This window comes from Klebsiella grimontii, from assembly GCF_042137965.1.
GTDB classification, from domain to species: Bacteria; Pseudomonadota; Gammaproteobacteria; order Enterobacterales; family Enterobacteriaceae; genus Klebsiella; species Klebsiella grimontii.
In genome coordinates this window covers 48410-67678 of record NZ_CP169722.1, presented here as the reverse complement: position 1 = coordinate 67678, position 19269 = coordinate 48410, and the positions used below count along the sequence as shown (strand labels likewise).

Genomic DNA, 19269 nt, shown 5'->3' with positions numbered 1-19269 from the left:
TCATTAATTTCTGACATTAATGACCTCCCATCAGTTTTTCGACTTCTTCGGGTTTATCGTGAACACCAAAGCGATCAACGATTGTACGGGTTGCTTCGTTCATCCCTCGGATCTCAACGTCTGTTCCTTCTCTGCGGAATTTAATAACCACCTTATCCAGAGCGCTGACTGACGTAATGTCCCAGAAATGAGCATGCGTCACATCAATGACCACTTTCTCTACGGCCTCGCGAAAATCAAAATACGCCATAAAGCGGTCGGCAGAGGCAAAGAACACCTGCCCGGTGACCTTATAGATCCGGGTTTCCTCCCTGAGTTCTGAAGAGACAGCCAGAAAACGCGCCACTTTAGTGGCAAAATTCAGGGAAGCGATCAGCACACCGGTGAGTACCCCGAATGCCAGATTATGAGTGGCCACCACCACCACCACCGTTGCCAGCATCACCACGCTGGTTGAAACAGGATGGCTTTTAAGATCTACAACTGAACGCCATGAAAAGGTACCAATTGAAACCATAATCATCACGGCGACCAGCGCGGCCATAGGGATTTGCGAGACCAGGTCCCTGAGGAAGACTACCATACACAGCAGGACCACACCGGCAGTGAGGGTGGACAGACGGCCCCGGCCGCCGGACTTGACGTTGATAACGGACTGGCCAATCATTGCACAGCCCGCCATCCCCCCGATAAAGGAGGTGCAGATATTGGCGATGCCCTGGGCCTTGCACTCCCTGTTTTTATCACTGGGAGTATCCGTCATATCGTCCACAATCGTGGCCGTCATCATTGATTCCAGGAGTCCTACAACAGCGAGCCCTGCGGAGTACGGGAGAATAATCAGGAGCGTATCAAGATTCAGCGGGATGTCCGGCACCAGGAAGACCGGGAGGCTGTCAGGCAGTTTCCCCATATCCCCGACAGTACGCACATCCAGATGCAGCCACATGGCAATAGCCGTCAGTACCACGATACAGACAAGGGGGGAAGGGATTGTTTTATTCAGATACGGGAAGAGGTAAATAATGGCGAGCCCCCCTGCCGTCATGGCATAAACATGCCAGGTCACATTGGTGAGCTCAGGTAACTGCGCCATGAAAATCAGGATCGCGAGTGCATTAACGAATCCGGTGACCACGGAGCGTGAGACGAAGCGCATGAGGCTGCCGAGCTTAAGATAGCCAGCTATCAGCTGGAATATGCCGGTCAGCACGGAGGCAGCCAGTAAGTACTGCAGTCCATGATCCTTCACCAGGGTCACCATCAGGAGCGCCATTGCCCCCGTTGAGGAAGATATCATCGCCGGGCGACCACCAAAGAAGGCCATAATCAGCGGGATACAAAAGGCGGAGTAAAGCCCCACCTGAGGGTCAACACCGGCAATAATGGAAAAGGCGATCGCTTCTGGAATGAGTGCGAGCGCGACAACAATACCAGCCAGCACGTCACCACGGACGTTACCCAGCCAGTCCTTACGCGTCGAGGACAGCAACATAGTAATTTCTCAGTTTTCAGATGTAGTTAGCCCCGGAGGACATAAGTTTTAAATACGATAAAGCACATCCGCAGACGGGATGTTATTGCGTGCGTGCTGAGGCTCGCTCAGTACAGCGGAGGAAGGAAAAACTCAGGGTGGCGTAATGCGCATGGTCAGCAGGTAAATCCTCGAAATCAGGCACTCAGCCCTTAGTGAACAGAATAAGCCAGCGCAATGTACTTTTGCGCTGACCACATGCTCTGCTTGATGCAGAGTCTTACTACTATAAACGAAAATACAACACGATCAATGCAAAGGCCCCATACAGGCAGTTTAAGCAACAGAATATGACTGTCGGTGGTCAAGGTAACCGCATGGATGTCTTGATATCAGATAGATAACGTTTCGTGAACATCCCCTACGCTGATTAAAAAAGTTCTTAACGTACAATAATTTTCGAGATCCAAACTGACCCCTTCATGGCGATGTGCCTCTCTGTGAGATGGAAGAAAGACCGGAGACTTCAGTTTAGCCTGGCACTGTTTTCAGGGAAGAGATCAAGTTGAGGGGCATAAAAAATCCCCCGGAGGCACTTGCCGGGGGCAACTGAAACGACATTAATTGCTGTGTACATCACAAAATAATCTGTAGTAAACGATAAGTAAGTTCAAGTAACTTTTTACTGGTCAGATGTTGTGTGTTTTTAACAGCCTACCAGAATTAATAATGCAATAGATTTTAATGCTGATAGATTATCATTCTTAAGCCGATAATACTAAAGTGTCTATTTGAATCAGACTAGAATGAAGCTGGTAAGTGAGAAAACTGATGCAAATGTTATTATGAATCGTTCATAATTAATTTAAGTACGATCTTGTAATTTGCACTAACGTGTTATAATTTTGTAATGTACGATGTTTTCTATCTTAGTTTTAAGTGGGTTAAATTGATTCTGTCTCTTAGAGTTTTATAATAGGATTTGTATGTTAAAAAATTTCCCTGATGAGAAATATATATCTGATCGGAATTCATCTTTTATTAAACGAGTGTTTTTTTTACGTCAGGTTGGAGTCATTCTATGCTTTATCCCAATATATTCAGTTCTTCAAGAGCAATCACACCAAAAAATAACGATTGCCCTATTGACTCTGAATGCGCTTACTTGGCCAACAGTTGCTTATCTTGCAAGTATAATGTCAACGGATATGCTGTATACAGAAAAAAAGAATATGATACTCGATTCATTTTTTGCGGGTATTTGGATTGCAGTGATGCAAGCCAGCCCAATTCCATCATTATTCATTGTTTCAGTTCAAATAGCTGATCGCTATGCTGCGGGTGGGTGGAAAATATTAAAGCCAGCATTAACGTGGATGATGCTTAGTTTCCTGATAGTTTGGTTAGCAAATGATTTCAGATATACGATGGATTTCAGTATTCAAACTGTATTGCTTTCTTTACCCTTGGCTACCTGTTATCCCATAGTATTGAGTGTGGTTTCACGAAATTTATCTATTAAGCTGAGGAAAAGAAGGGAGTTACTGGAAATGCAGGCTTTAATGGATCCGGGGTTAGATCTACCAAATCGACGTTTTTTTGAACAGAAAATGGAAAGCGCTTTTCGGGCTACTCGAAATAAAAGAATCCATTCATATCTTATGCTAATTGACGTTGATAATTTTAAAAATATCAACGATACATATGGTCATGAAGTTGGTGATGCGGTGTTATCACGTATATCATCAATACTACGAGAGTGCGCGGGGGAGAAGGACGTACCAGCAAGATTTGGTGGCGATGAGTTAGCCATTATTGTTAACAACAGTACTAGTCAGCAAGTTTTATCCATGGTTAATATAATTCAGAAAAAAGTTAAAGATCTTTCATTGCCTTCTCACAAGGATATTTACTGTACTATCAGTATCGGTATTTCTTGTGCAGAAAATAAAAATTCAATCATTGAGTGGATCAAAGAGGCTGATGAAATGTTATATCAAGTTAAACGTAACGGGAAGAATGGCTATTGCATGCAGAATAATTAAAAGTGTTATGGTTTTATTTATCGTAATTATTGACATATACATGTTTAATATTTTAATAAAAAATTTTCTAGAATGTTATCTTTTTGAGTATTAGTGAAATTTACATCTAAACTTTAACACTTACCCTAGGCACTCAACACGTCTCAAACCTATTATTTATATTATTTTAATAATGAAATCATGTTTTTATTTTCTTATTCAAGTTCATTTGATTTGAATGATCGATCGATTTATGGAATGTGATAGGTTTAGCCTATTGTTAGATCGTTATCGATCATTTTAAACTATTTCTCTTTCATTTTTATTTATGACACGATTAGGATTATTCTTAGTTCCGGTGTTTTTTTATGATAAAGAACAGTGTGGAAATAGAATCCTGTAGCTTTGTTTTAGAACCATCCTACAAAAAAGATGGTTCTATTCATTCATGGGAAATTCTTACAAAAAGTGTAAAAAAAAAGAACGCTAATAATTTTCATGCTAATGAAGGCGTCTTCTGTTTCAGTTCCATGAACGACAAAGAAATCATCGATGTGTTTAACAAACAGATATTGATAATTGAAGGAATTGATGCATTCAAATTGAACTTTAAGCCAGTTTCATTGAACGTCGACAGTATCATTAGCGATTATATTCTAACCGATAAATATATTTCTGATTACTTAAAAAATCAAAAAAGCATAGCTTTTGAAATTAACGAGTATTTTCATGAGTTCAATACTAAATGTCCTATGGCTGACTTGAAGTGTCTTTCAAAATTATGTCCAGTATGGCTGGATGATTTTGGTAGAGGTTTAACCAGTTTAACAATTATTGAGATGTTTAATTTTGAATGTATAAAAATCGATAAGGATTATTTCTGGGAAATACAAAATGAGAGTGGCTTTTTTAAAAAAATAAATGAAGTGAAATCATACTGCAATTTTTTAATTGTTGAAGGTGTTGAGACGATAGAACAAAGAAATAAAGTACATTCTGTTGTTAATAGCGCTTGTCAGGGACGATTATGGATGGAGAATTATTACTATGTCGAGAGTTAAAGTCAATGATAAAAATACATGACAAATGTCCATTTTGTGGCTTACATTTAATTAACGAGGACCGTTGTCAAAGTTGTCATGCATTCCAGATTAAAGGATATGTGTCAAGAGAAGCACGCAAAAGAGTTAATTTTGTATCTATCAGCATCTCTGTACTGGTAGTTCTATTTGGGGCCTTGATTGTGTTTGTGGTTTCTAAAAGTATCGGAGCATATATCTCTGTAATCACGTGTTCTCTTGCTGTTTATTTTATTATGAAAAAAATTTTGATTATAAAAGAAGTAAAAAAAGGGAAGGTGGTTTGGAAAAGAGCAATAATTACATGGTAGAAAATAACTAAATAATATAATGACGCGGGTACTTTGAACACAAGTCTCGGATCCCGAGGTTTTCTTACCGTATTCTTATGAAGAAAATTTCCGGTGGCTACCGGGGATCCACGCAAGTGTAGGCGTAAATCAACCACCTGCGGTCGAAACTGACTGCCGCAGAACCCTGTGATAATGGTCATACTTAGTGATTTATGCTGAGCTGAAAAACTTTGTCATATTCAAAACACCCTGTCGCTGTTTATTTCAGACGACATGCTTAAAAGCTGGATACAATCTGCCCGTGATTATCGACCTGTGGTCGAGGCCAGTCATTGGCTGCGCGGATGATGGCTCAGCTGGCTCTATCGCATTAGCGCATGCATGTCCGCAACGTCTGTGCCCGACGGAATGACTTAAATCCCAGCATCAGACGTATTCGTCGTTTGATATTTCGGTGCTCCTGCTCAATCAGGTTATTCAGATACTTACTTTGCCTGATGGTGATGATTTCTTCTTCTGATTTGTTGGCATTGACTGTGGCCAGTACCACTGTATTGGCGCCACTTTTATCGATGGTCACCACCTTAGGTTCGCCATGCTGGCGATTGGCTTTGCGAAAGAAGCGCAGGGCCGCTGCGGCATCCCGTTTTGCCGTCAACAAAAAGTCGATGGTCTGACCTTCGGTATCGACTGCCCGTTACAGATATTTCCACTGTCCCCTGACTCTGATGTAAGTTTCATCCATTCGCCACCAGGGCCCCACGGCAGGTTTATGCCGTCGAAATGCCCTATCCAGCAGAGGTACCAGCCGTATAATCCAGCAGTGAAGAGTGAAATGGTCGACGGTGATACCGCGTTCAGCCATTATCTCCTCCAGATTTCGGAGGCTTAGTGAGTAAGCCAGATACCAGCGAACACACTGAGCAATAATATCGACAGGATAGTGCAGACGTTTGAAGGCTTTTAGGATCATGCATAGTCAGGTAACATCGCAAAAACACAGCATGTTATCTGACGGCTTCTTAATGCGACAGAGCCAGATTGTAACCCACGCCGCTCTGTTTTCTGCAAAGCGAGCAATGACAACGATAAAATACTTCGGGTTTATGAGTAAGTTCAAATTCAACCGTTCCACACAAATAAGATCCTTTCATTTCAAAGCCATTCCTGCAAGGGCTAAAAGATTTTTATGAAACATTACCACCTTTTTAGTACTGATATAGGAGCGCTCTTTATGGCAACTCAAAATCAGTTAACAGCCAACAAAGACTAAACAGTGTCGCCAGACAGCTCAACGAGAGATCGAGAAAAACGCTAGACTATGAATCTCCCGTAGAGCGGTTCAATCAATGTGTTGCATCCCTCGGTTGAACTCACAGCCAGATGTGGACGTTGCTACCAACAGTCTGAGTGATTCCACGGAGAATCGACCATCATGTATTTTCAGGACCAAGATGCTCGCAGAACCAGTCAACAACCCTATTTATGACAACGGGTTGATACCAGTGATCATCACCGTGTTCTGCACTTTCAATAAGTACATAGTCCGCTTTGTTTCCCGATTTCAAAAGGGCTTTGTAAAGCGTTGCGCTCTGCTTAGGCGATACTAATGTATCCTTACTTCCATGCATTATTAGGAACGGAGGTTTACATCCTTTGAGACGTCCTATGGGGCTTGCATTTATCGCTTTTTCAGGTACAGAACTGATGGAGGCACCTGCAAAATTCTTGAAAGCCACACCATTAATTAGCAGTGACTCCGCGACTGCAGGAGACTGATGCACTTTTTGTCGGTGATCCGGAAAACCGTCACCTATGTTACGCAGATCTGATATTCCGTAAAGCGTAGCCACAGCCTGCACATCAGCGGACTGGCTGAGAAAATCGCCGTGATCGAATGATTTATCGCCATTAGTGGTACCAAGCATCTGCGCCAGCCATCCTCCTGCAGAATCGCCAAATACACCAATTCGTGAGGGGTCAATTCCATAATCGTGGGCATGTTGACGAAGGTATCTTACTGCTGCTTTAGCATCTATCACTGGCGCAGGGAAAGTATCCGGAATTGTCCTGTATTCTGCCGCTGCAACAACAAAGCCAGCCTCCGCTAAAGCCATGCGCATCTCCACAAATTTGTTGTGTTCAGCGGTCATAAACCCTCCCCCAGGAAAATAAATGATACCTGGTTTCAAAATGTTGGTACGAGGAACAAGAAAAGACATATGCAATTGCCTGACAGAACGAGTTTTTTTTACTGTCTCATAAACCACATCACTAATATTATCTATAGGGGTTTTAGTCAAGGCGACTTGGATAATTTTCGCCCCATGAACATAACCAGGAAGATCATGATAATTAGAAGATATTTCATTACTTTCTTTAGAAATCATAAAAAAACACCAGTTTTTAAATATTGTTTCACCAGCCCACCTATAATTCTGAAAGGGTAGGCCATCCTGTCAGATAATTTTCAAGGCCGAATTAATGGTAGCAAAAAAATAAAATTCGCTTTAACACCCATTTGAAATATGTACAGACTAACATTGATGTCAGACATACGTAAAATATAATCCTCTGTAATTACACCATCCCGACCAAGCTTGGTGAAATCGGTTCTGTCTCCGGATGACTACTGTATACATACATATCGAAAGGCTCATCAATTCAAACACTTGTATTATCTACAAATCACAAAAAGTGATATTTATATTCATAGCCAGTTACGCCCTTGGGTTATTGTTATTTTTTTCATATCTCAACCGGTCTTCACGAAAGCGATCAGCATTATCGACAATCCAGGTCCACAGCGGGATCATTCGCACAAGCAACTCCATACCTGTATCGGACAGCTCGTATTCGACTCGTGGCGGGATTTCACTGAAATCATGGCGAATAACCAGTCCGTCGCGCTCAAGCTGTCGTAATGTACGTGTCAGCATGCGCTGAGTCACTCCGTGCATACGCCTGCCAATTTCGGCGTGACGTAGTCTGCCATAAACGCCAAGCGTGTTGACGATACCCAGTGACCATCGACTGCCTGCATGAGTCAGTACCTCCCGCCGCAAGCCATCATCATCGTCTCTCAGACCCTTACAAACAGCCTGCGAATACTGAAGAATTTCGTCCCGATCCATTTCACAGATTCCCGGTATCATACGTGTACCTTCTTTTTTAGCCTGTTATGAATTGCTAGAGTGGCGCAACAATTCATGTAAGGCCAGATTATGAACAAAACTGATCTTAACGCTACGTCTGAGAAAATCCTCGTGCTCGGTGCCGGTGAGCTGGGCCTCCCCGTTCTGCGAAATCTTGCCCTTCGGGCAAAAGATGTGGAGGGAACGAAAATCAGCGTACTGCTGCGCGAAAGTACCGTAACGTCAGATGAACCTGTAAAAAAATTAGTTATCACGGAAATCAGAAACCTCGGTATTAATATAGTCACGGGCGATCTCGTCATGAGTTCTGTCGACGATTTGGCCAGCCTCTTTGCGCAATTTGACACAGTCGTTGGCTGCACGGGGTACGCGGCCGGAATAAATACACCAATGAAACTGGCGCAGGCGGCCCTGCAGGCGCGGATTCCACGATATTTTCCATGGCAGTTTGGAGCTGATTTTGATGCCATCGGACGCGGCAGTCCACAAGACATCTTCGACGCGCAGATTGACGTGCGTGATTTACTACGCAGCCAGCATGAAACTGAGTGGGTCATCATTTCGACCGGCATCTTCATGAGCTATTTGTTCGAACCAGACTTCGGTGTGGTCGATCTGCAGAACGATACTGTTCACGCACTCGGCAGTATTGACAACACCATAACACTGACAACACCTGATGATATCGGGATGCTGACGGCAGCGATCGTATTTACAACTCCTCGCATCCGGAATGAAATTGTGTATATCGCCGGTGATACACTGACCTACGCAGAGGTAGCAGATAAGCTGCAATCAGCGCTTGGCCGTCCTTTCAGCTGCACGGAATGGAGCGAACAATATCTGATGGATAAACTCGTGCTCAACCCGCAAGACATGATGTCTAAGTATCGTGCTGTTTTTGCACAGGGGCGGGGAGTTGCATGGGATAAAAAGCAGACATTCAATGAACGCCATGACATTCCGGTTACCGACGTGGCAGCCTGGATAAATGCAAACCTGACCCCGGGCAGCTCATTATAAACGTATTAAAGCTGCTGTAATAAATACCAGAGTCTTTCTCCTGCCTACCCGAATATGGTGAAGAGAAAGACTCTGTTCCCCCTGTAGGCACTGATAGCAAAGGGGTTACGCTGTGTGAGCTGAAAACCGGCTCTCCGGTAAACCGGGGAATACGGCTGATTCCGCTCTTAGCAACGCTCCATCATGCCTTGACGGCACAGAAAGACCCACGCTGGCACTGGTACAATACAGCGTTGTGAATGCTTCTCCCGCGAGTGTCGGGCAAGTGCTCTGAACTCCTGGAGAGGGCAGGATACTCTCCGTCGTTCCGTCCGGACGATAACGTACAACACGGCTTCCTCCCCATTCGGCATTCCAGACATAGCCCAGTGCGTCCACGCAGGAGCCGTCAGGCGCCCCATTTCCTTCTGTTGCAGTGAACACGCGCTGGTTATTCATAGAGGGGTAATCACAGCACATTATACGGCCCTGCATCGAATCACAGTAATACATCGTGCTGCCGTCCGGACTGAAACAGATGCTGTTCGGGATAGCCACCTCAGGCAGGGGTAGCGTCTCAATGCTGAGTGTCGCTGCATTTAGCCTGTGAAATCTTCCTATGACTTTCGCGGGGTACCCGTCATCCATGGTCCCGAAGACGAAATTACCCTCGCGGTCGCACCGACCATCCCCTGTCCGTGTTCCCGGTCCTCCCGGTGACGCCACTACCGGCGTAAAGATACCCGTATTCAGATCGCAGAAGGCGAATCGGGACGCCAGTCCCATCAGTAAAACGTCAGAATTTTCAGTAAGTGCAAACGATCCGAGGCGCTCAGGCAGGGACCAGCGCATCACAACACTGCTGTCTTCTTCAAGGGCAAGCAGCTCGCAGCCTTCAATGTCAGTCCAGTAAATCCTGCGTGTCCTCTCGCACCAGATTGGGCACTCTCCCAGCAAATTTCTGGCATCAGCAGCCACTGAAAACATGTTATTTCTCCCGCATATAAAAGTTTCGCATCGCGCCTGACCAAAAGCTTACGGCCATTTGCACTATGGCAGATGGCCGTAAGGAGCAATTCCCACCCCGTCAGGGCAAAAAACGCGCTGAAAGTTTGTCACCAAAAAGCATGATGGCGAGTCCTGCCAGCATGACCAGCATGCCCCCCAGTTTGAGCAACGAAACCGGTCGCCGTACAGCACCCAGCAGACCGAAATGGTCAATCATCTGCGACGAGAGTAACTGCCCAACGATTGCCAGCCCGAGCAGGGCTGAAAAACCGATTTTCGGTGCCAGCACCACGTAGCTGAACAACGCACAGGCACCGATCAGGCCGCCCGCCAGACTCCATGCTGGCTGAGAAGGAATAGCGGCGAGAGAGCTAAATAACCCTCCACGTAGCAGCGAGTAAATCCCGAGGCTCAACGCCCCGGCCGTAAAGGAAAAGAACGCGGCGGTGACCGAATCGCCCCCGAGTCCTTTTGCGAGCTGACTGTTCAGGGTCGTCTGCAGGGTAATACCAAGACCCGCTGCAAAAGCTATTACGTAATAAATCGCGCTCATGCTGTTATTCCCTGTCAGTTTGCCTGTACCAGCGGCAGGAATTTCTCCGCAAAGATGTCCGGCTCATACCCGGCGGCGGCAAAAAGGTGTTCGCGTGATTCATCGATGGCAGCACGAAGACGCTCGCTGTCCACGCCCAGAACTTTGCCGTTCTGCTTGACGATGCGCCCGCCAATCATGACAGTATCGATGTTGCTGCGTTCAGTTGCATGCACCACCGTCCCGAAGGCATTCCCGTTCGGATAGAGATTGAGATCAGCAGCGTTAATCAGGATGAGGTCGGCCTGTTTGCCTGGCGTCAGGCTACCCACTTTATCCTGTAGTCCGGCACAGGTCGCACCATCGACGGTTGCCGACTTCAGCAGTTGCGCTGCGGGGAGCGTTGTCAGTGAATGCCCTGAATCACAGCAGTGCTGCTTATGCATACCCATTACTCGCAGCAGGTAGAACGCCACGCGCATTTCCATAAACATATCTGTGCTGTAAGACGTTTCGTTATCCACGCTCAGGCCAGGATTGATGCCATGGCGCTGCGCGGCCTCAATGGCAAACATCCCGTTTTCAATGCCATAGTGCGAATCTGAGCGCGGACAAACGTTCACCCGTACGCCGGCTTCACGCAGGATTTCCCAGCCCTCATCAGGCAGTGCAGTGCAGTGGTTGAAGATATTGTCCGGGCCCAGCAGGCCCTGCTGATGCAGTGATTTAAGCTCTGAAGCCATTTCAGCGCCAAAGAATTCGGTCACGATTGGCAGCCCGAGCCGGCGGGCCTCGGCCCACAATTCCGGCTCCAGCTGGGCCATGACGCCCAGAGAAACCAGTCCCTCAGGATTGTCTTTGAAATATTTTTCCTGCAGACGCTGCCAGTTATCCGGCCAGTGAGCTTTATCCCATTCGCCTGCTACCGGCGCGCCGGAAGCATGAATAGCGCGAATTCCGGCATCAAGCAGGGCTTCAACGGCGGCGTCTGCATGTGCTGCGGTACGGCTGTTGTGCGAGTTATCAATCATGGTAGTGATACCCGCATCAATCGCGCCCAGCGCCGTCAGGAGATTACCGACATAGATATCTGCGGGCCGGTAGTATTTCGCAAACGAGAAATGCGTGGCATTGCTATAGTCGTCCAGACAGGTGGCGTTGGGGTTGATGCGGCGCAGCTGGCCTTCCCATGCGTGACGATGAGAATCGACCATCCCCGGCATGGCAATCATATTTGTGGCATCAATAACGTGAACACCTTCGGCGTTCAGGTCCTTACCGATGGCGGTAATGGTTGAGCCTGTGACAAGGATATCGCCACGCTCAATGTTACCGACATTCTCATCCATGCTCAGTATGGTTGCTCTACGAATCAGTGTTGCTGGCGGATTTTCCGTCTGATTATTAACAATATTTCTGCTGTAATCGGTCATTTGAATTGTCTCTTTCAGGTTCAGAAGGAAAACAATACGCCTCCTGTTTAAGCTGAAAAAGATGACTAACGTGTTTTCATCATTCAGAATTTGCGAATAATGATAATTATCACCGTCACATGCTATTCAGGAGCGCAATCAGTGGATCGAATTCAGGCTATGCAGGTTTTTATAAGGGTGGCTGAGGCCGGAAGCTTTGTCCGGGCAGCGGAAATACTGTCCCTGCCTTCTTCTACTGTTACCAGCACCATCAAAAACCTGGAGAAATATCTGCAGGTGCGTCTGCTGAACCGGACCACAAGACGGGTCAGCCTTACTCCGGAAGGTATGCAGTATCTGGCGCAGTGCCGGGAAATTCTGGCCTTAATTGAACATACGGAAGCCAGTCTGGCCGATTCGAACAGGCGCCCCCGTGGCCGTTTACGCGTTGATATGCCCGGCGGTATAGCGCACTTCCTCGTGATGCCAAACCTGAAAGAGTTCTACAGCCGTTATCCTGATATTTACCTGATGATCGGCGTCAGCGACCGGCAGGTTGACCTGGTTCAGGAGGGCGTGGACTGCGTGATCAGAACCGGAGAGTTACTTAACTCCACGCTTGTAGCCCGTCCGCTCAGAAAATTTCGCTGGATCACCTGCGCCTCTCCCGATTATCTCAGGGAGTACGGTATTCCGCAGTCACCTGAAGATTTATCTCATCACCGGGCTATTCATTATTTTTCCGGACAAAGCCGGCGTACAGACGAATTGCGTTTTGTAAAGGGAAAAGAAACGCTGTCCGTACCCGTCAGGGGGCAGGCAGCCGTCAACGAGACGGGACTCTATATAAAAATGTGCCTAGAAGGGTTCGGACTGGCGCAGCTTGCTGAAAATGTTGTAGCAGAACACCTGCAGAAAGGAACGCTGGTTGAAGTCCTGGCAGACTGGCAGCCGTCGTCTGTTCCGGTCACACTGCTTTATCCCCATCAGCGATTTCTTTCCCCAGCTGTACGTGCATTTGCAGACTGGATAGATGAAATATTCAGTTGATACGTCTGTCACCGCTCCCCGTTGCACATCAAAAGTCGCCCGTATTCAGAGAGCCTGAAAGAACGGCAGACTTTGTTTCTGCGGATCCAGGCATCCCGGAGCAGCTACTTCCCGGAGAAAGGCTGTACCCAGTCCGGTTTATGGGGGACGCCGGCTAAGAGCGCCAGCCGCATCCGGGCCCGCTTTCAACTGAAGTGTCTGAGTAAAATACTTTCAAGGATGTGAAAAACGGTCCTGATGCGCTGCGGTACCAGGGTCTGATAGGGCCGGTAAAGATAAAGCTGCCAGGTTTCCAGTTTCAGTTCCGGCAGGACATTGACCAGCCTGCCGTCTTCAAGGTATTCCCTGCAGGCCAGATTACTCGACTGAATGACAGCTTTACCGGCTAACGCAGCCTGGATCTCAGACTGGGAGTCGGTGGTAAAAAACTCCAGGTGGCGCGGTACAAAAGTATCAACGCCATCGAGCATATATTCGAATACTTTTCCGGTTTCAGGATTCAGCAGGCCACTGAAAGGGTAGCGCTGGCGCAGATCGTCGAAATTTTTCGGCGCGCCCAGCTTCTCAATGAGCCCGGGTGATGTCATCAGCGCGTGATGAACCAGCGTAATGGGCCTGACGATAAAATTCGGGTTTGGCTCCCGCTCTATACGGATCCCCATGTCAATGCGGTTCTGAACAGTATCCAGCTTCATCATGTCTAACCGCCAGTCTATAAACAGCTCAGGATAAGGATCGAGGGAGGTAAGAAGCTCATATAACACCTGCTCGTGGCCGGGAAACCGGAATAGCGTGATCCTCACAACTCCCCTCATCTCATTGTCATCTCTGGCCGTCTGAAAAAGGGCCTCTGAGTCTTCAAGCAGCCGCATGGCTCGGGGCAAGAAAATCTCACCAAAGCTGGTCAGCACAATGGATCGGGTGTTGCGGTTAAAAAGCGGTTCCCCCAACTGATGTTCCAGCTCAGCAATCGTTCGTGTCACCACTGATGGAGAAATGGCCAGCCTGACTGCCGCTTCGCGAAAATTCATTGTTTCTGCAGCAGTAACAAAAAATCTCAGGGCATCGAGTTTATTCATAATAATTGTGTTTTTAGCAATTCTGATTTTCTAAATTAACAATTTTTCAGCAATAAACCCAGCCGTATACTTAGCATCTAAGAATAGTTAATGCCTTAAAGAAGGGTGAAATAATCATGAAAATGAGAAGGTTAGGTAGCCATGGGCTTCATGTCTCGGAAATTGGGCTGGGGTGCATGGGCATGGACCATGGCTATGGCTATTCAGTTGAAATCCGTGAGCGAACAAAGCTGATAGACAAGGCTGTAGAACTGGGCTGCAACCTTTTCGACACTGCCCCCATTTACGGTTTTGAAAACGAAGAACTGCTGGGTGTTGCGCTCAGCAAACACAGGGACAACGTCGTCATCGCGACTAAGTTTGGCGTGACCGGAATGGAAAATAGTGATGGACAGCTGGTGCCGGTATTAGACAGCCGTCCGGCGTCTGTCAGAGAGCAACTGGAAGGTTCTCTCAGGCGCCTGAAGACCGACCATATCGACCTGTTTTATCAGCATCGTGTCGATCCAAAAGTTGAGCCGGAAGTGGTGGCGGGATTAATGAAAGAGCTGATCGCGGAGGGAAAAATAAAGCACTGGGGCTTATCCAATGCGCCCGTCTCTTACATACGACGGGCTCATGCCATCTGCCCGGTCACCGCGGTTGAAGACCAGTATTCAATGATGTGGCGTAAACCTGAGCAGGATTTGTTCAAAGTCTGCGATGAACTTGATATTGGCTTTATGGCCTACAGCCCGCTGGGTAATGGATTCCTGAGTGGTCAGGTGACCGCTGATACAACCTACGGGGAAGGCGATTACCGGGGCATGATGGGGCGCTTTAAACCTGAAGTAATGGAAAATAACCAGGCGCTACTGGATTTGATTGCTCAAATAGCGGAAAAAAGCAACGCAACTTCAGCACAGATTGTTCTTGCCTGGGAGCTGGCTCAGAAGCCTTACATCGTACCGATCCCGGGAACAACAAAACTACACCGGCTGGAAGAGAATTTTCACGCCGCAAATGTTCAGCTCAGTGACGCCGAATTAAATGATATCAACGAAGCCTTATCCCGGCTTGAAATTGACGAAACATTCTTCTGAAAAAAGAGATTTAAATGAAAACAACTGTATTTGTTACCCACCCCAATATTAATCAGTCCCGGGTTAACTCAGCCCTGGCAAAAGGTGCAGCATCACTGACCGGCGTTGAGGTGCGTTATCTGTATGACCTGTATCCGGATGGCAAAATCGACGTGGTCGCTGAACAGGCTGCACTGGAGAAAACGGATCGTATCGTGCTGCAGTTCCCGATGCAGTGGTACAGCACGCCGCCACTTCTCAAACAGTGGCTTGACGATGTACTGACGTATGGCTGGTCACATGGTGGAGAAACACAGGCGCTGCGCGATAAGCAACTCATGCTGGCCGTTTCGCTTGGTGGTGCAGAGTCTGCCTATCAGCCTGATGGCGCTGCCGGACATACGGTAGGCGAGTACCTGCTGTCTTTTGAAACCATCTCCGGGTATCTGGGTATGAACTACATCAAGCCGTTTATTACAGGCGGAAGCGCGACGATAACTGACGAAGAAATCGCAGCTCAGGTCGAACAATATAAAACGGTATTAGCCTGATTACCTTCGTGCGACCATCAGTGTTTTAAAACGCCCTCAAATGTGCCGTTGCCGTTAACGGCACATTTTTTTACCTATGGGAAGGAGAGATTCTGTGTCTTTACAGCCAGTTGAACTGAATAAAGCATACCGATTATTACAGGTCGGCCCAACTACAATGATTTCCGCTAAACACAATGGTAATGCCAATGTAATGGCCGCCGCATGGGTGAGTCTGGTGGGGATCAATAAAGTCATGGCGTATATCAGCCCGCAGGCTTATACCCGAGGGTTAGTGGAAGAAAGTGGTCTGTTTGCCGTACAGATCCCCGTAGTCAGTCAGATGGAAACCGTTTTGTACGCAGGTGAGCACAGCTACCGTGACAGGCCTGACAAGAATCATAAAATACCGACTTTCTACCTGAAAGAGTTCGATATCCCGCTGGTAGAGGGCTGTGCTGGCTGGCTTGTATGTAAGGTAATACCCAACGCGGCGTATGAGCTGGAACATAATCTGTTTATGGGAGAAATTGCCGGTGCGTGGAGTGACGATCGGGTTTTTCGCAATGGACACTGGATATTTGATGAAGCACCTGACGAATTACGAACCATACATTATGTCGCCGGGGGGCAGTTTTATGCCATCGGCAAAGGAACCCGGTTTGACCATGGTCCGGGCAAAGACTAATACGCGAGTACTGCTTGTACTGATACAGTAAAATGCAGGGGCTGGTTGTTAAAATGCCTTCCTGTTCCCTCATGGCCAGCACGCGATGTCGCCTCTGAGTCAGCAGGGGAAGCCGCTTTTAGGCGCCCGCACCCTGCATTCTTATATGCTCCTGCTAGCACATAGCACTCATCAATGAACAATGGCATGTCACAGGGAAGGATCCGTGTCTTTAATCAGAAAGTGACAGTTTTGTTCTACCCACCGGTTGAGTTCATTCGCTGCCTGCCAGAGGGACGTTCCCAGTTCCGTGAGTGCATATTCGACTTTGGGCGGTACTTCACGAAAGACAGTGCGCGTAACAAGATGTCTGCTTTCAAGTTCCTTAAGATTCTGTGACAGCACCTTTTCTGATATACCCTGAATTTTTCTTCGCAAATCACCCGGCCTTGATGCACCGTCAGAAAGGGCATGAATGATGAGGAGTGTCCATTTGCTGATTAGAACCTCGAGAACTTCACGGGCAGGACATGCCTCCCGCAAAACATTACCGGGTTCTTTGTTGTCCAGGGTAAAACAGTCGTTAAATTTTTCCATACTTACCTTGAGGTGAGTACTTGATGATATGTTAGTCTAAATCTACTATAAATCCAGAAGCAAGAGATTTTGCAGATACCAAATGATGCTGGTGACTGGTGATGCAATTTCCAGTGTTGGCTTTATGACACTCTCAAAGGCCAAATTTCTAATCAACTATTATTTTATGATAAAGTCAGGATTCTTATGAAATTACTTACGAATAAATCATTGATAGCGTTTTTCTTAATTACTTCATTCAATGCATTCTCCGCTCAGGAATCATCTCCATGGATTGGAACAAAAGCGGGTGAGAAAGCGCCTCAGCAACTCAACATTCCAAAAGAACTGTCTAAAAATCTAGCCACTTTTGATGAACTGGATTTCAAAGTGTATTCGAAGCAGGATTGGGAAAACTTGCATAAAAGTCATGCTGCGAACATTTTGGTTCATTATCCAGATGGCCATACAACAGTCGGTATTCCTGCACATATTAAAGAACTTGAGTTCATGTGGACCTTCGCACCTGACAACAGGATCGAAGAGCACCCCGTGAGATTCGGAACGAGTGATGCTAAGTGGACAGCTGTAATCGGTGCTATTAAAGGCACATTTACTAAGCCAATGATACTCGCTGACGGTACCAAAATCGATCCTACGGGTAAGTCATACAACTTACCTATGGCAACTATTGGTCACTGGAATAAAGATGGGCAAATGGATGAGGAATACCTATTCTGGGACAATGCTGAGTTTATGAAGCAAATCGGGTTGTCAAAATAAAGATATACTTCCACATCCATCAGGTTATTTAACTCAGGTTTTTATGAAAAATCGTATTATTTCTGTTTCATTGTTATCATCTCTGTTATTTGTTTGTTCTGTACAGGCTAAAACTGTAAACTATAAACTTGATGAGTCGCATACCTCAGTGGTTATCAGCTGGAATCATTTAGGTTTCTCAAATCCGACCGCATCTATCCATCAGGTTGACGGTGTTGTTAAGTTCGATCCGAAAACAAAGGTTGTATCATTAGTTGATATCAACATTCCAACAACCAGTATCGACACCGGAGTTTCAGCACTGAATAAAGAGTTTGGTGAGGCTGATTATTTCGACACGACTCATTATCCTGTTGCACACTTCAAAAGTACGCAGATTACAATGAACGGCAATCAGTATGATGTATATGGTAATTTAACAATTAAATCGATAACTAAACCTATTATCTTGCATGCAATGCTTAATAAATCTGGGTTCCAGGGTATGGAGAAGAAAAATGCGGTAGGTTTCAATGCCACCGGTGTGATTAAGAGATCAGACTTTAAAATCGACAAATATGTACCTTATGTGAGTGATGAAATAAAAATCTCCATTTCATCTGAGGCGTATTCAGAGTAAAAAAGCAGACTGTTTCTTACGAGTGTAGAATCAATCTATTTTGTTGCGGTATGGATATCACTTCCTGAAATGGACAAGTAACGTGCTCGTAGTTATTTCTGATAATGAACAGGTTACCAGTTAGTCACTTTACAGGTTCTGCATGGTTTGCCTTTCATATTAACTGAAAGGCAAACCCGCATATACATTCTACTAACCACAGGGCTATATCATGACCAGCAATTTTCTAAACCTAGCAAATAATCGCCGTACTATTTATGCTTTGGGAAAAGATATTCGTATTCCTGAAGGAGAACTCATCAGTACAATTAAAGAGGCCGTCAAGCAGGCACCTTCGGCTTTCAACTCGCAAAGCTCACGAATCCTGATTTTGCTGGGAGAGCAGCATATACGTTTCTGGGAACTCACGCGCGAACAATTACGTAAAATCGTGCCTGCTGAAAATTTTTCAGGTACCTCCGACAAGATTGATGGTTTTGCAGCAGCTGCGGGTTCAGTCTTGTTTTTCGAAGATCAGGATGTTATTAAATCACTCCAGGAACAGTTTGCTGCTTATGCTGACAATTTCCCGGTGTGGTCTGAGCACAGTACCGGTATTGCACAGTATGCTGTCTGGCTGGCGCTGGCAGAAAAGGGAGTTGGTGCTAACCTGCAACATTACAACCCCCTGGTTGATGACGATGTTCGCAAGGAATGGAACGTTCCTTCGACATGGAAGTTGCGGGCACACATGAATTTCGGTGCCATTCTTTCACCCGCTGCAGAAAAGGCCTTTATGAGTGATGAAAAGCGATACATCGTTGCCAGGTAGGCCTGAAGATTTGCTTGTCATTACATTTAAAGCCAGCGACCGACCCGAGTTCCGGGGCGGTCGCTGAAGGTTACCCTCGCCTTAAGCGTCGCATCAGCGTAAAGCCCGCTTTTT

19 protein-coding genes and 3 pseudogenes are annotated in these 19269 nt (G+C 46.3%); 12 read left to right on the top strand and 10 right to left on the bottom strand.

All coding sequences use genetic code 11. The features are described from left to right. Positions 1-16 precede the first annotated feature (16 nt). Positions 17-1495 carry a SulP family inorganic anion transporter gene (locus tag ACE3MN_RS27150; protein WP_064371619.1) on the bottom strand — a complete coding sequence of 493 codons (1479 nt, stop codon included), beginning with the start codon at positions 1493-1495 and terminating at the stop codon, positions 17-19. Between the two features lie 965 nt (positions 1496-2460). On the opposite strand from ACE3MN_RS27150, the gene ACE3MN_RS27145 reads away from it, so the two are divergent. The 3 genes from ACE3MN_RS27145 (at position 2461) to ACE3MN_RS27135 (ending at position 4888) form a co-directional block, all read left to right on the top strand. Further along, positions 2461-3519, top strand: a complete 1059-nt coding sequence (locus ACE3MN_RS27145; RefSeq protein WP_004136836.1) for a sensor domain-containing diguanylate cyclase — start codon at positions 2461-2463, stop codon at positions 3517-3519. Positions 3520-3866: 347 nt separating this feature from the next. Continuing rightward, positions 3867-4559, top strand: coding sequence for an EAL domain-containing protein (locus ACE3MN_RS27140; protein ID WP_375364422.1), 693 nt, complete (start codon positions 3867-3869; stop codon positions 4557-4559). Further along, positions 4526-4888, top strand: coding sequence for a hypothetical protein (locus ACE3MN_RS27135; protein ID WP_375364421.1), 363 nt, complete (start codon positions 4526-4528; stop codon positions 4886-4888). Before ACE3MN_RS27140 ends, ACE3MN_RS27135 begins: the two co-directional genes overlap by 34 nt. 370 nt (positions 4889-5258) lie before the next feature. On the opposite strand, the pseudogene ACE3MN_RS27130 reads toward ACE3MN_RS27135, so the two are convergent. Together ACE3MN_RS27130 and ACE3MN_RS27125 are read right to left on the bottom strand one after the other, a co-directional pair. Further along, positions 5259-5843: pseudogene (locus tag ACE3MN_RS27130) on the bottom strand (IS6 family transposase); the annotation flags it as partial. Between the two features lie 61 nt (positions 5844-5904). Continuing rightward, positions 5905-6024 (bottom strand): annotated as a pseudogene (locus ACE3MN_RS27125) (S-(hydroxymethyl)glutathione synthase); the annotation flags it as partial. A gap of 94 nt (positions 6025-6118) precedes the next feature. Here ACE3MN_RS27125 and ACE3MN_RS27120 point away from each other — a divergent pair. Continuing rightward, positions 6119-6241 (top strand): annotated as a pseudogene (locus ACE3MN_RS27120) (IS30 family transposase); the annotation flags it as partial. A gap of 62 nt (positions 6242-6303) precedes the next feature. Here ACE3MN_RS27120 and ACE3MN_RS27115 read toward each other — a convergent pair. Then, positions 6304-7260, bottom strand: coding sequence for an alpha/beta hydrolase fold domain-containing protein (locus ACE3MN_RS27115; protein ID WP_375364420.1), 957 nt, complete (start codon positions 7258-7260; stop codon positions 6304-6306). A gap of 330 nt (positions 7261-7590) precedes the next feature. Next, positions 7591-8004 (bottom strand): winged helix-turn-helix transcriptional regulator, encoded by a 414-nt coding sequence (locus tag ACE3MN_RS27110; protein WP_375364419.1) that lies wholly within the window; start codon positions 8002-8004, stop codon positions 7591-7593. A 90-nt stretch (positions 8005-8094) separates the two neighbouring features. On the opposite strand from ACE3MN_RS27110, the gene ACE3MN_RS27105 reads away from it, so the two are divergent. Next, on the top strand, positions 8095-9048 hold the full coding sequence (locus ACE3MN_RS27105; protein ID WP_375364418.1) for an aromatic alcohol reductase: 954 nt from the start codon (positions 8095-8097) through the stop codon (positions 9046-9048). Between the two features lie 105 nt (positions 9049-9153). On the opposite strand, the gene ACE3MN_RS27100 is transcribed toward ACE3MN_RS27105, so the two are convergent. The 3 genes from ACE3MN_RS27100 to ACE3MN_RS27090 form a co-directional block, all read right to left on the bottom strand. After that, a complete protein-coding gene (locus ACE3MN_RS27100; protein ID WP_004136854.1) occupies positions 9154-10014 on the bottom strand; it encodes an SMP-30/gluconolactonase/LRE family protein in 861 nt (286 codons plus the stop codon). Positions 10015-10114: 100 nt separating this feature from the next. Further along, positions 10115-10588, bottom strand: a complete 474-nt coding sequence (locus ACE3MN_RS27095) for a DMT family transporter (protein ID WP_004136855.1) — start codon at positions 10586-10588, stop codon at positions 10115-10117. Positions 10589-10602: 14 nt separating this feature from the next. After that, on the bottom strand, positions 10603-12000 hold the full coding sequence (locus tag ACE3MN_RS27090) for an amidohydrolase family protein (RefSeq protein ID WP_375364417.1): 1398 nt from the start codon (positions 11998-12000) through the stop codon (positions 10603-10605). 141 nt (positions 12001-12141) lie between these two features. On the opposite strand from ACE3MN_RS27090, the gene ACE3MN_RS27085 reads away from it, so the two are divergent. After that, on the top strand, positions 12142-13029 hold the full coding sequence (locus ACE3MN_RS27085) for a LysR family transcriptional regulator (protein ID WP_004136857.1): 888 nt from the start codon (positions 12142-12144) through the stop codon (positions 13027-13029). Between the two features lie 185 nt (positions 13030-13214). Here ACE3MN_RS27085 and ACE3MN_RS27080 read toward each other — a convergent pair whose 3' ends face one another. Next, on the bottom strand, positions 13215-14108 hold the full coding sequence (locus ACE3MN_RS27080; protein WP_004136858.1) for a LysR family transcriptional regulator: 894 nt from the start codon (positions 14106-14108) through the stop codon (positions 13215-13217). Positions 14109-14224: 116 nt separating this feature from the next. Between ACE3MN_RS27080 and ACE3MN_RS27075 the strand changes: the two genes are divergently transcribed. From ACE3MN_RS27075 to ACE3MN_RS27065, 3 genes are all read left to right on the top strand, one after another. Beyond that, entirely contained in the window at positions 14225-15190 is a 966-nt protein-coding gene (locus ACE3MN_RS27075; RefSeq protein WP_375364416.1) for an aldo/keto reductase, read from the top strand. Positions 15191-15204: 14 nt separating this feature from the next. Next, positions 15205-15720 (top strand): NAD(P)H-dependent oxidoreductase, encoded by a 516-nt coding sequence (locus ACE3MN_RS27070; RefSeq protein WP_004136860.1) that lies wholly within the window; start codon positions 15205-15207, stop codon positions 15718-15720. A 94-nt stretch (positions 15721-15814) separates the two neighbouring features. Next, complete coding sequence (locus tag ACE3MN_RS27065; protein WP_375364415.1) at positions 15815-16387, top strand: flavin reductase family protein; 573 nt, start codon at positions 15815-15817, stop codon at positions 16385-16387. A 189-nt stretch (positions 16388-16576) separates the two neighbouring features. Here ACE3MN_RS27065 and ACE3MN_RS27060 read toward each other — a convergent pair whose 3' ends face one another. Then, on the bottom strand, positions 16577-16963 hold the full coding sequence (locus ACE3MN_RS27060; protein ID WP_075912781.1) for a helix-turn-helix domain-containing protein: 387 nt from the start codon (positions 16961-16963) through the stop codon (positions 16577-16579). A gap of 186 nt (positions 16964-17149) precedes the next feature. On the opposite strand from ACE3MN_RS27060, the gene ACE3MN_RS27055 reads away from it, so the two are divergent. From ACE3MN_RS27055 to ACE3MN_RS27045, 3 genes are all read left to right on the top strand, one after another. Continuing rightward, complete coding sequence (locus tag ACE3MN_RS27055) at positions 17150-17725, top strand: ester cyclase (RefSeq protein WP_075912782.1); 576 nt, start codon at positions 17150-17152, stop codon at positions 17723-17725. A 43-nt stretch (positions 17726-17768) separates the two neighbouring features. Beyond that, positions 17769-18344, top strand: coding sequence for a YceI family protein (locus ACE3MN_RS27050; protein ID WP_142446356.1), 576 nt, complete (start codon positions 17769-17771; stop codon positions 18342-18344). 211 nt (positions 18345-18555) lie between these two features. Next, positions 18556-19155 carry a nitroreductase family protein gene (locus ACE3MN_RS27045; RefSeq protein WP_075912784.1) on the top strand — a complete coding sequence of 200 codons (600 nt, stop codon included), beginning with the start codon at positions 18556-18558 and terminating at the stop codon, positions 19153-19155. Positions 19156-19269 lie beyond the last annotated feature (114 nt).

Coding starts and splice junctions, on each gene's coding strand:
- ACE3MN_RS27150 (WP_064371619.1), bottom strand. CDS start 1,495: ATGTTGCTGTCCTCGACGCGTAAGGACTGGCTGGGTAACGTCCGTGGT.
- ACE3MN_RS27145 (WP_004136836.1), top strand. CDS start 2,461: ATGTTAAAAAATTTCCCTGATGAGAAATATATATCTGATCGGAATTCA.
- ACE3MN_RS27140 (WP_375364422.1), top strand. CDS start 3,867: ATGATAAAGAACAGTGTGGAAATAGAATCCTGTAGCTTTGTTTTAGAA.
- ACE3MN_RS27135 (WP_375364421.1), top strand. CDS start 4,526: ATGGATGGAGAATTATTACTATGTCGAGAGTTAAAGTCAATGATAAAA.
- ACE3MN_RS27115 (WP_375364420.1), bottom strand. CDS start 7,260: ATGATTTCTAAAGAAAGTAATGAAATATCTTCTAATTATCATGATCTT.
- ACE3MN_RS27110 (WP_375364419.1), bottom strand. CDS start 8,004: ATGGATCGGGACGAAATTCTTCAGTATTCGCAGGCTGTTTGTAAGGGT.
- ACE3MN_RS27105 (WP_375364418.1), top strand. CDS start 8,095: ATGAACAAAACTGATCTTAACGCTACGTCTGAGAAAATCCTCGTGCTC.
- ACE3MN_RS27100 (WP_004136854.1), bottom strand. CDS start 10,014: ATGTTTTCAGTGGCTGCTGATGCCAGAAATTTGCTGGGAGAGTGCCCA.
- ACE3MN_RS27095 (WP_004136855.1), bottom strand. CDS start 10,588: ATGAGCGCGATTTATTACGTAATAGCTTTTGCAGCGGGTCTTGGTATT.
- ACE3MN_RS27090 (WP_375364417.1), bottom strand. CDS start 12,000: ATGACCGATTACAGCAGAAATATTGTTAATAATCAGACGGAAAATCCG.
- ACE3MN_RS27080 (WP_004136858.1), bottom strand. CDS start 14,108: ATGAATAAACTCGATGCCCTGAGATTTTTTGTTACTGCTGCAGAAACA.
- ACE3MN_RS27075 (WP_375364416.1), top strand. CDS start 14,225: ATGAAAATGAGAAGGTTAGGTAGCCATGGGCTTCATGTCTCGGAAATT.
- ACE3MN_RS27070 (WP_004136860.1), top strand. CDS start 15,205: ATGAAAACAACTGTATTTGTTACCCACCCCAATATTAATCAGTCCCGG.
- ACE3MN_RS27060 (WP_075912781.1), bottom strand. CDS start 16,963: ATGGAAAAATTTAACGACTGTTTTACCCTGGACAACAAAGAACCCGGT.
- ACE3MN_RS27055 (WP_075912782.1), top strand. CDS start 17,150: ATGAAATTACTTACGAATAAATCATTGATAGCGTTTTTCTTAATTACT.
- ACE3MN_RS27050 (WP_142446356.1), top strand. CDS start 17,769: ATGAAAAATCGTATTATTTCTGTTTCATTGTTATCATCTCTGTTATTT.
- ACE3MN_RS27045 (WP_075912784.1), top strand. CDS start 18,556: ATGACCAGCAATTTTCTAAACCTAGCAAATAATCGCCGTACTATTTAT.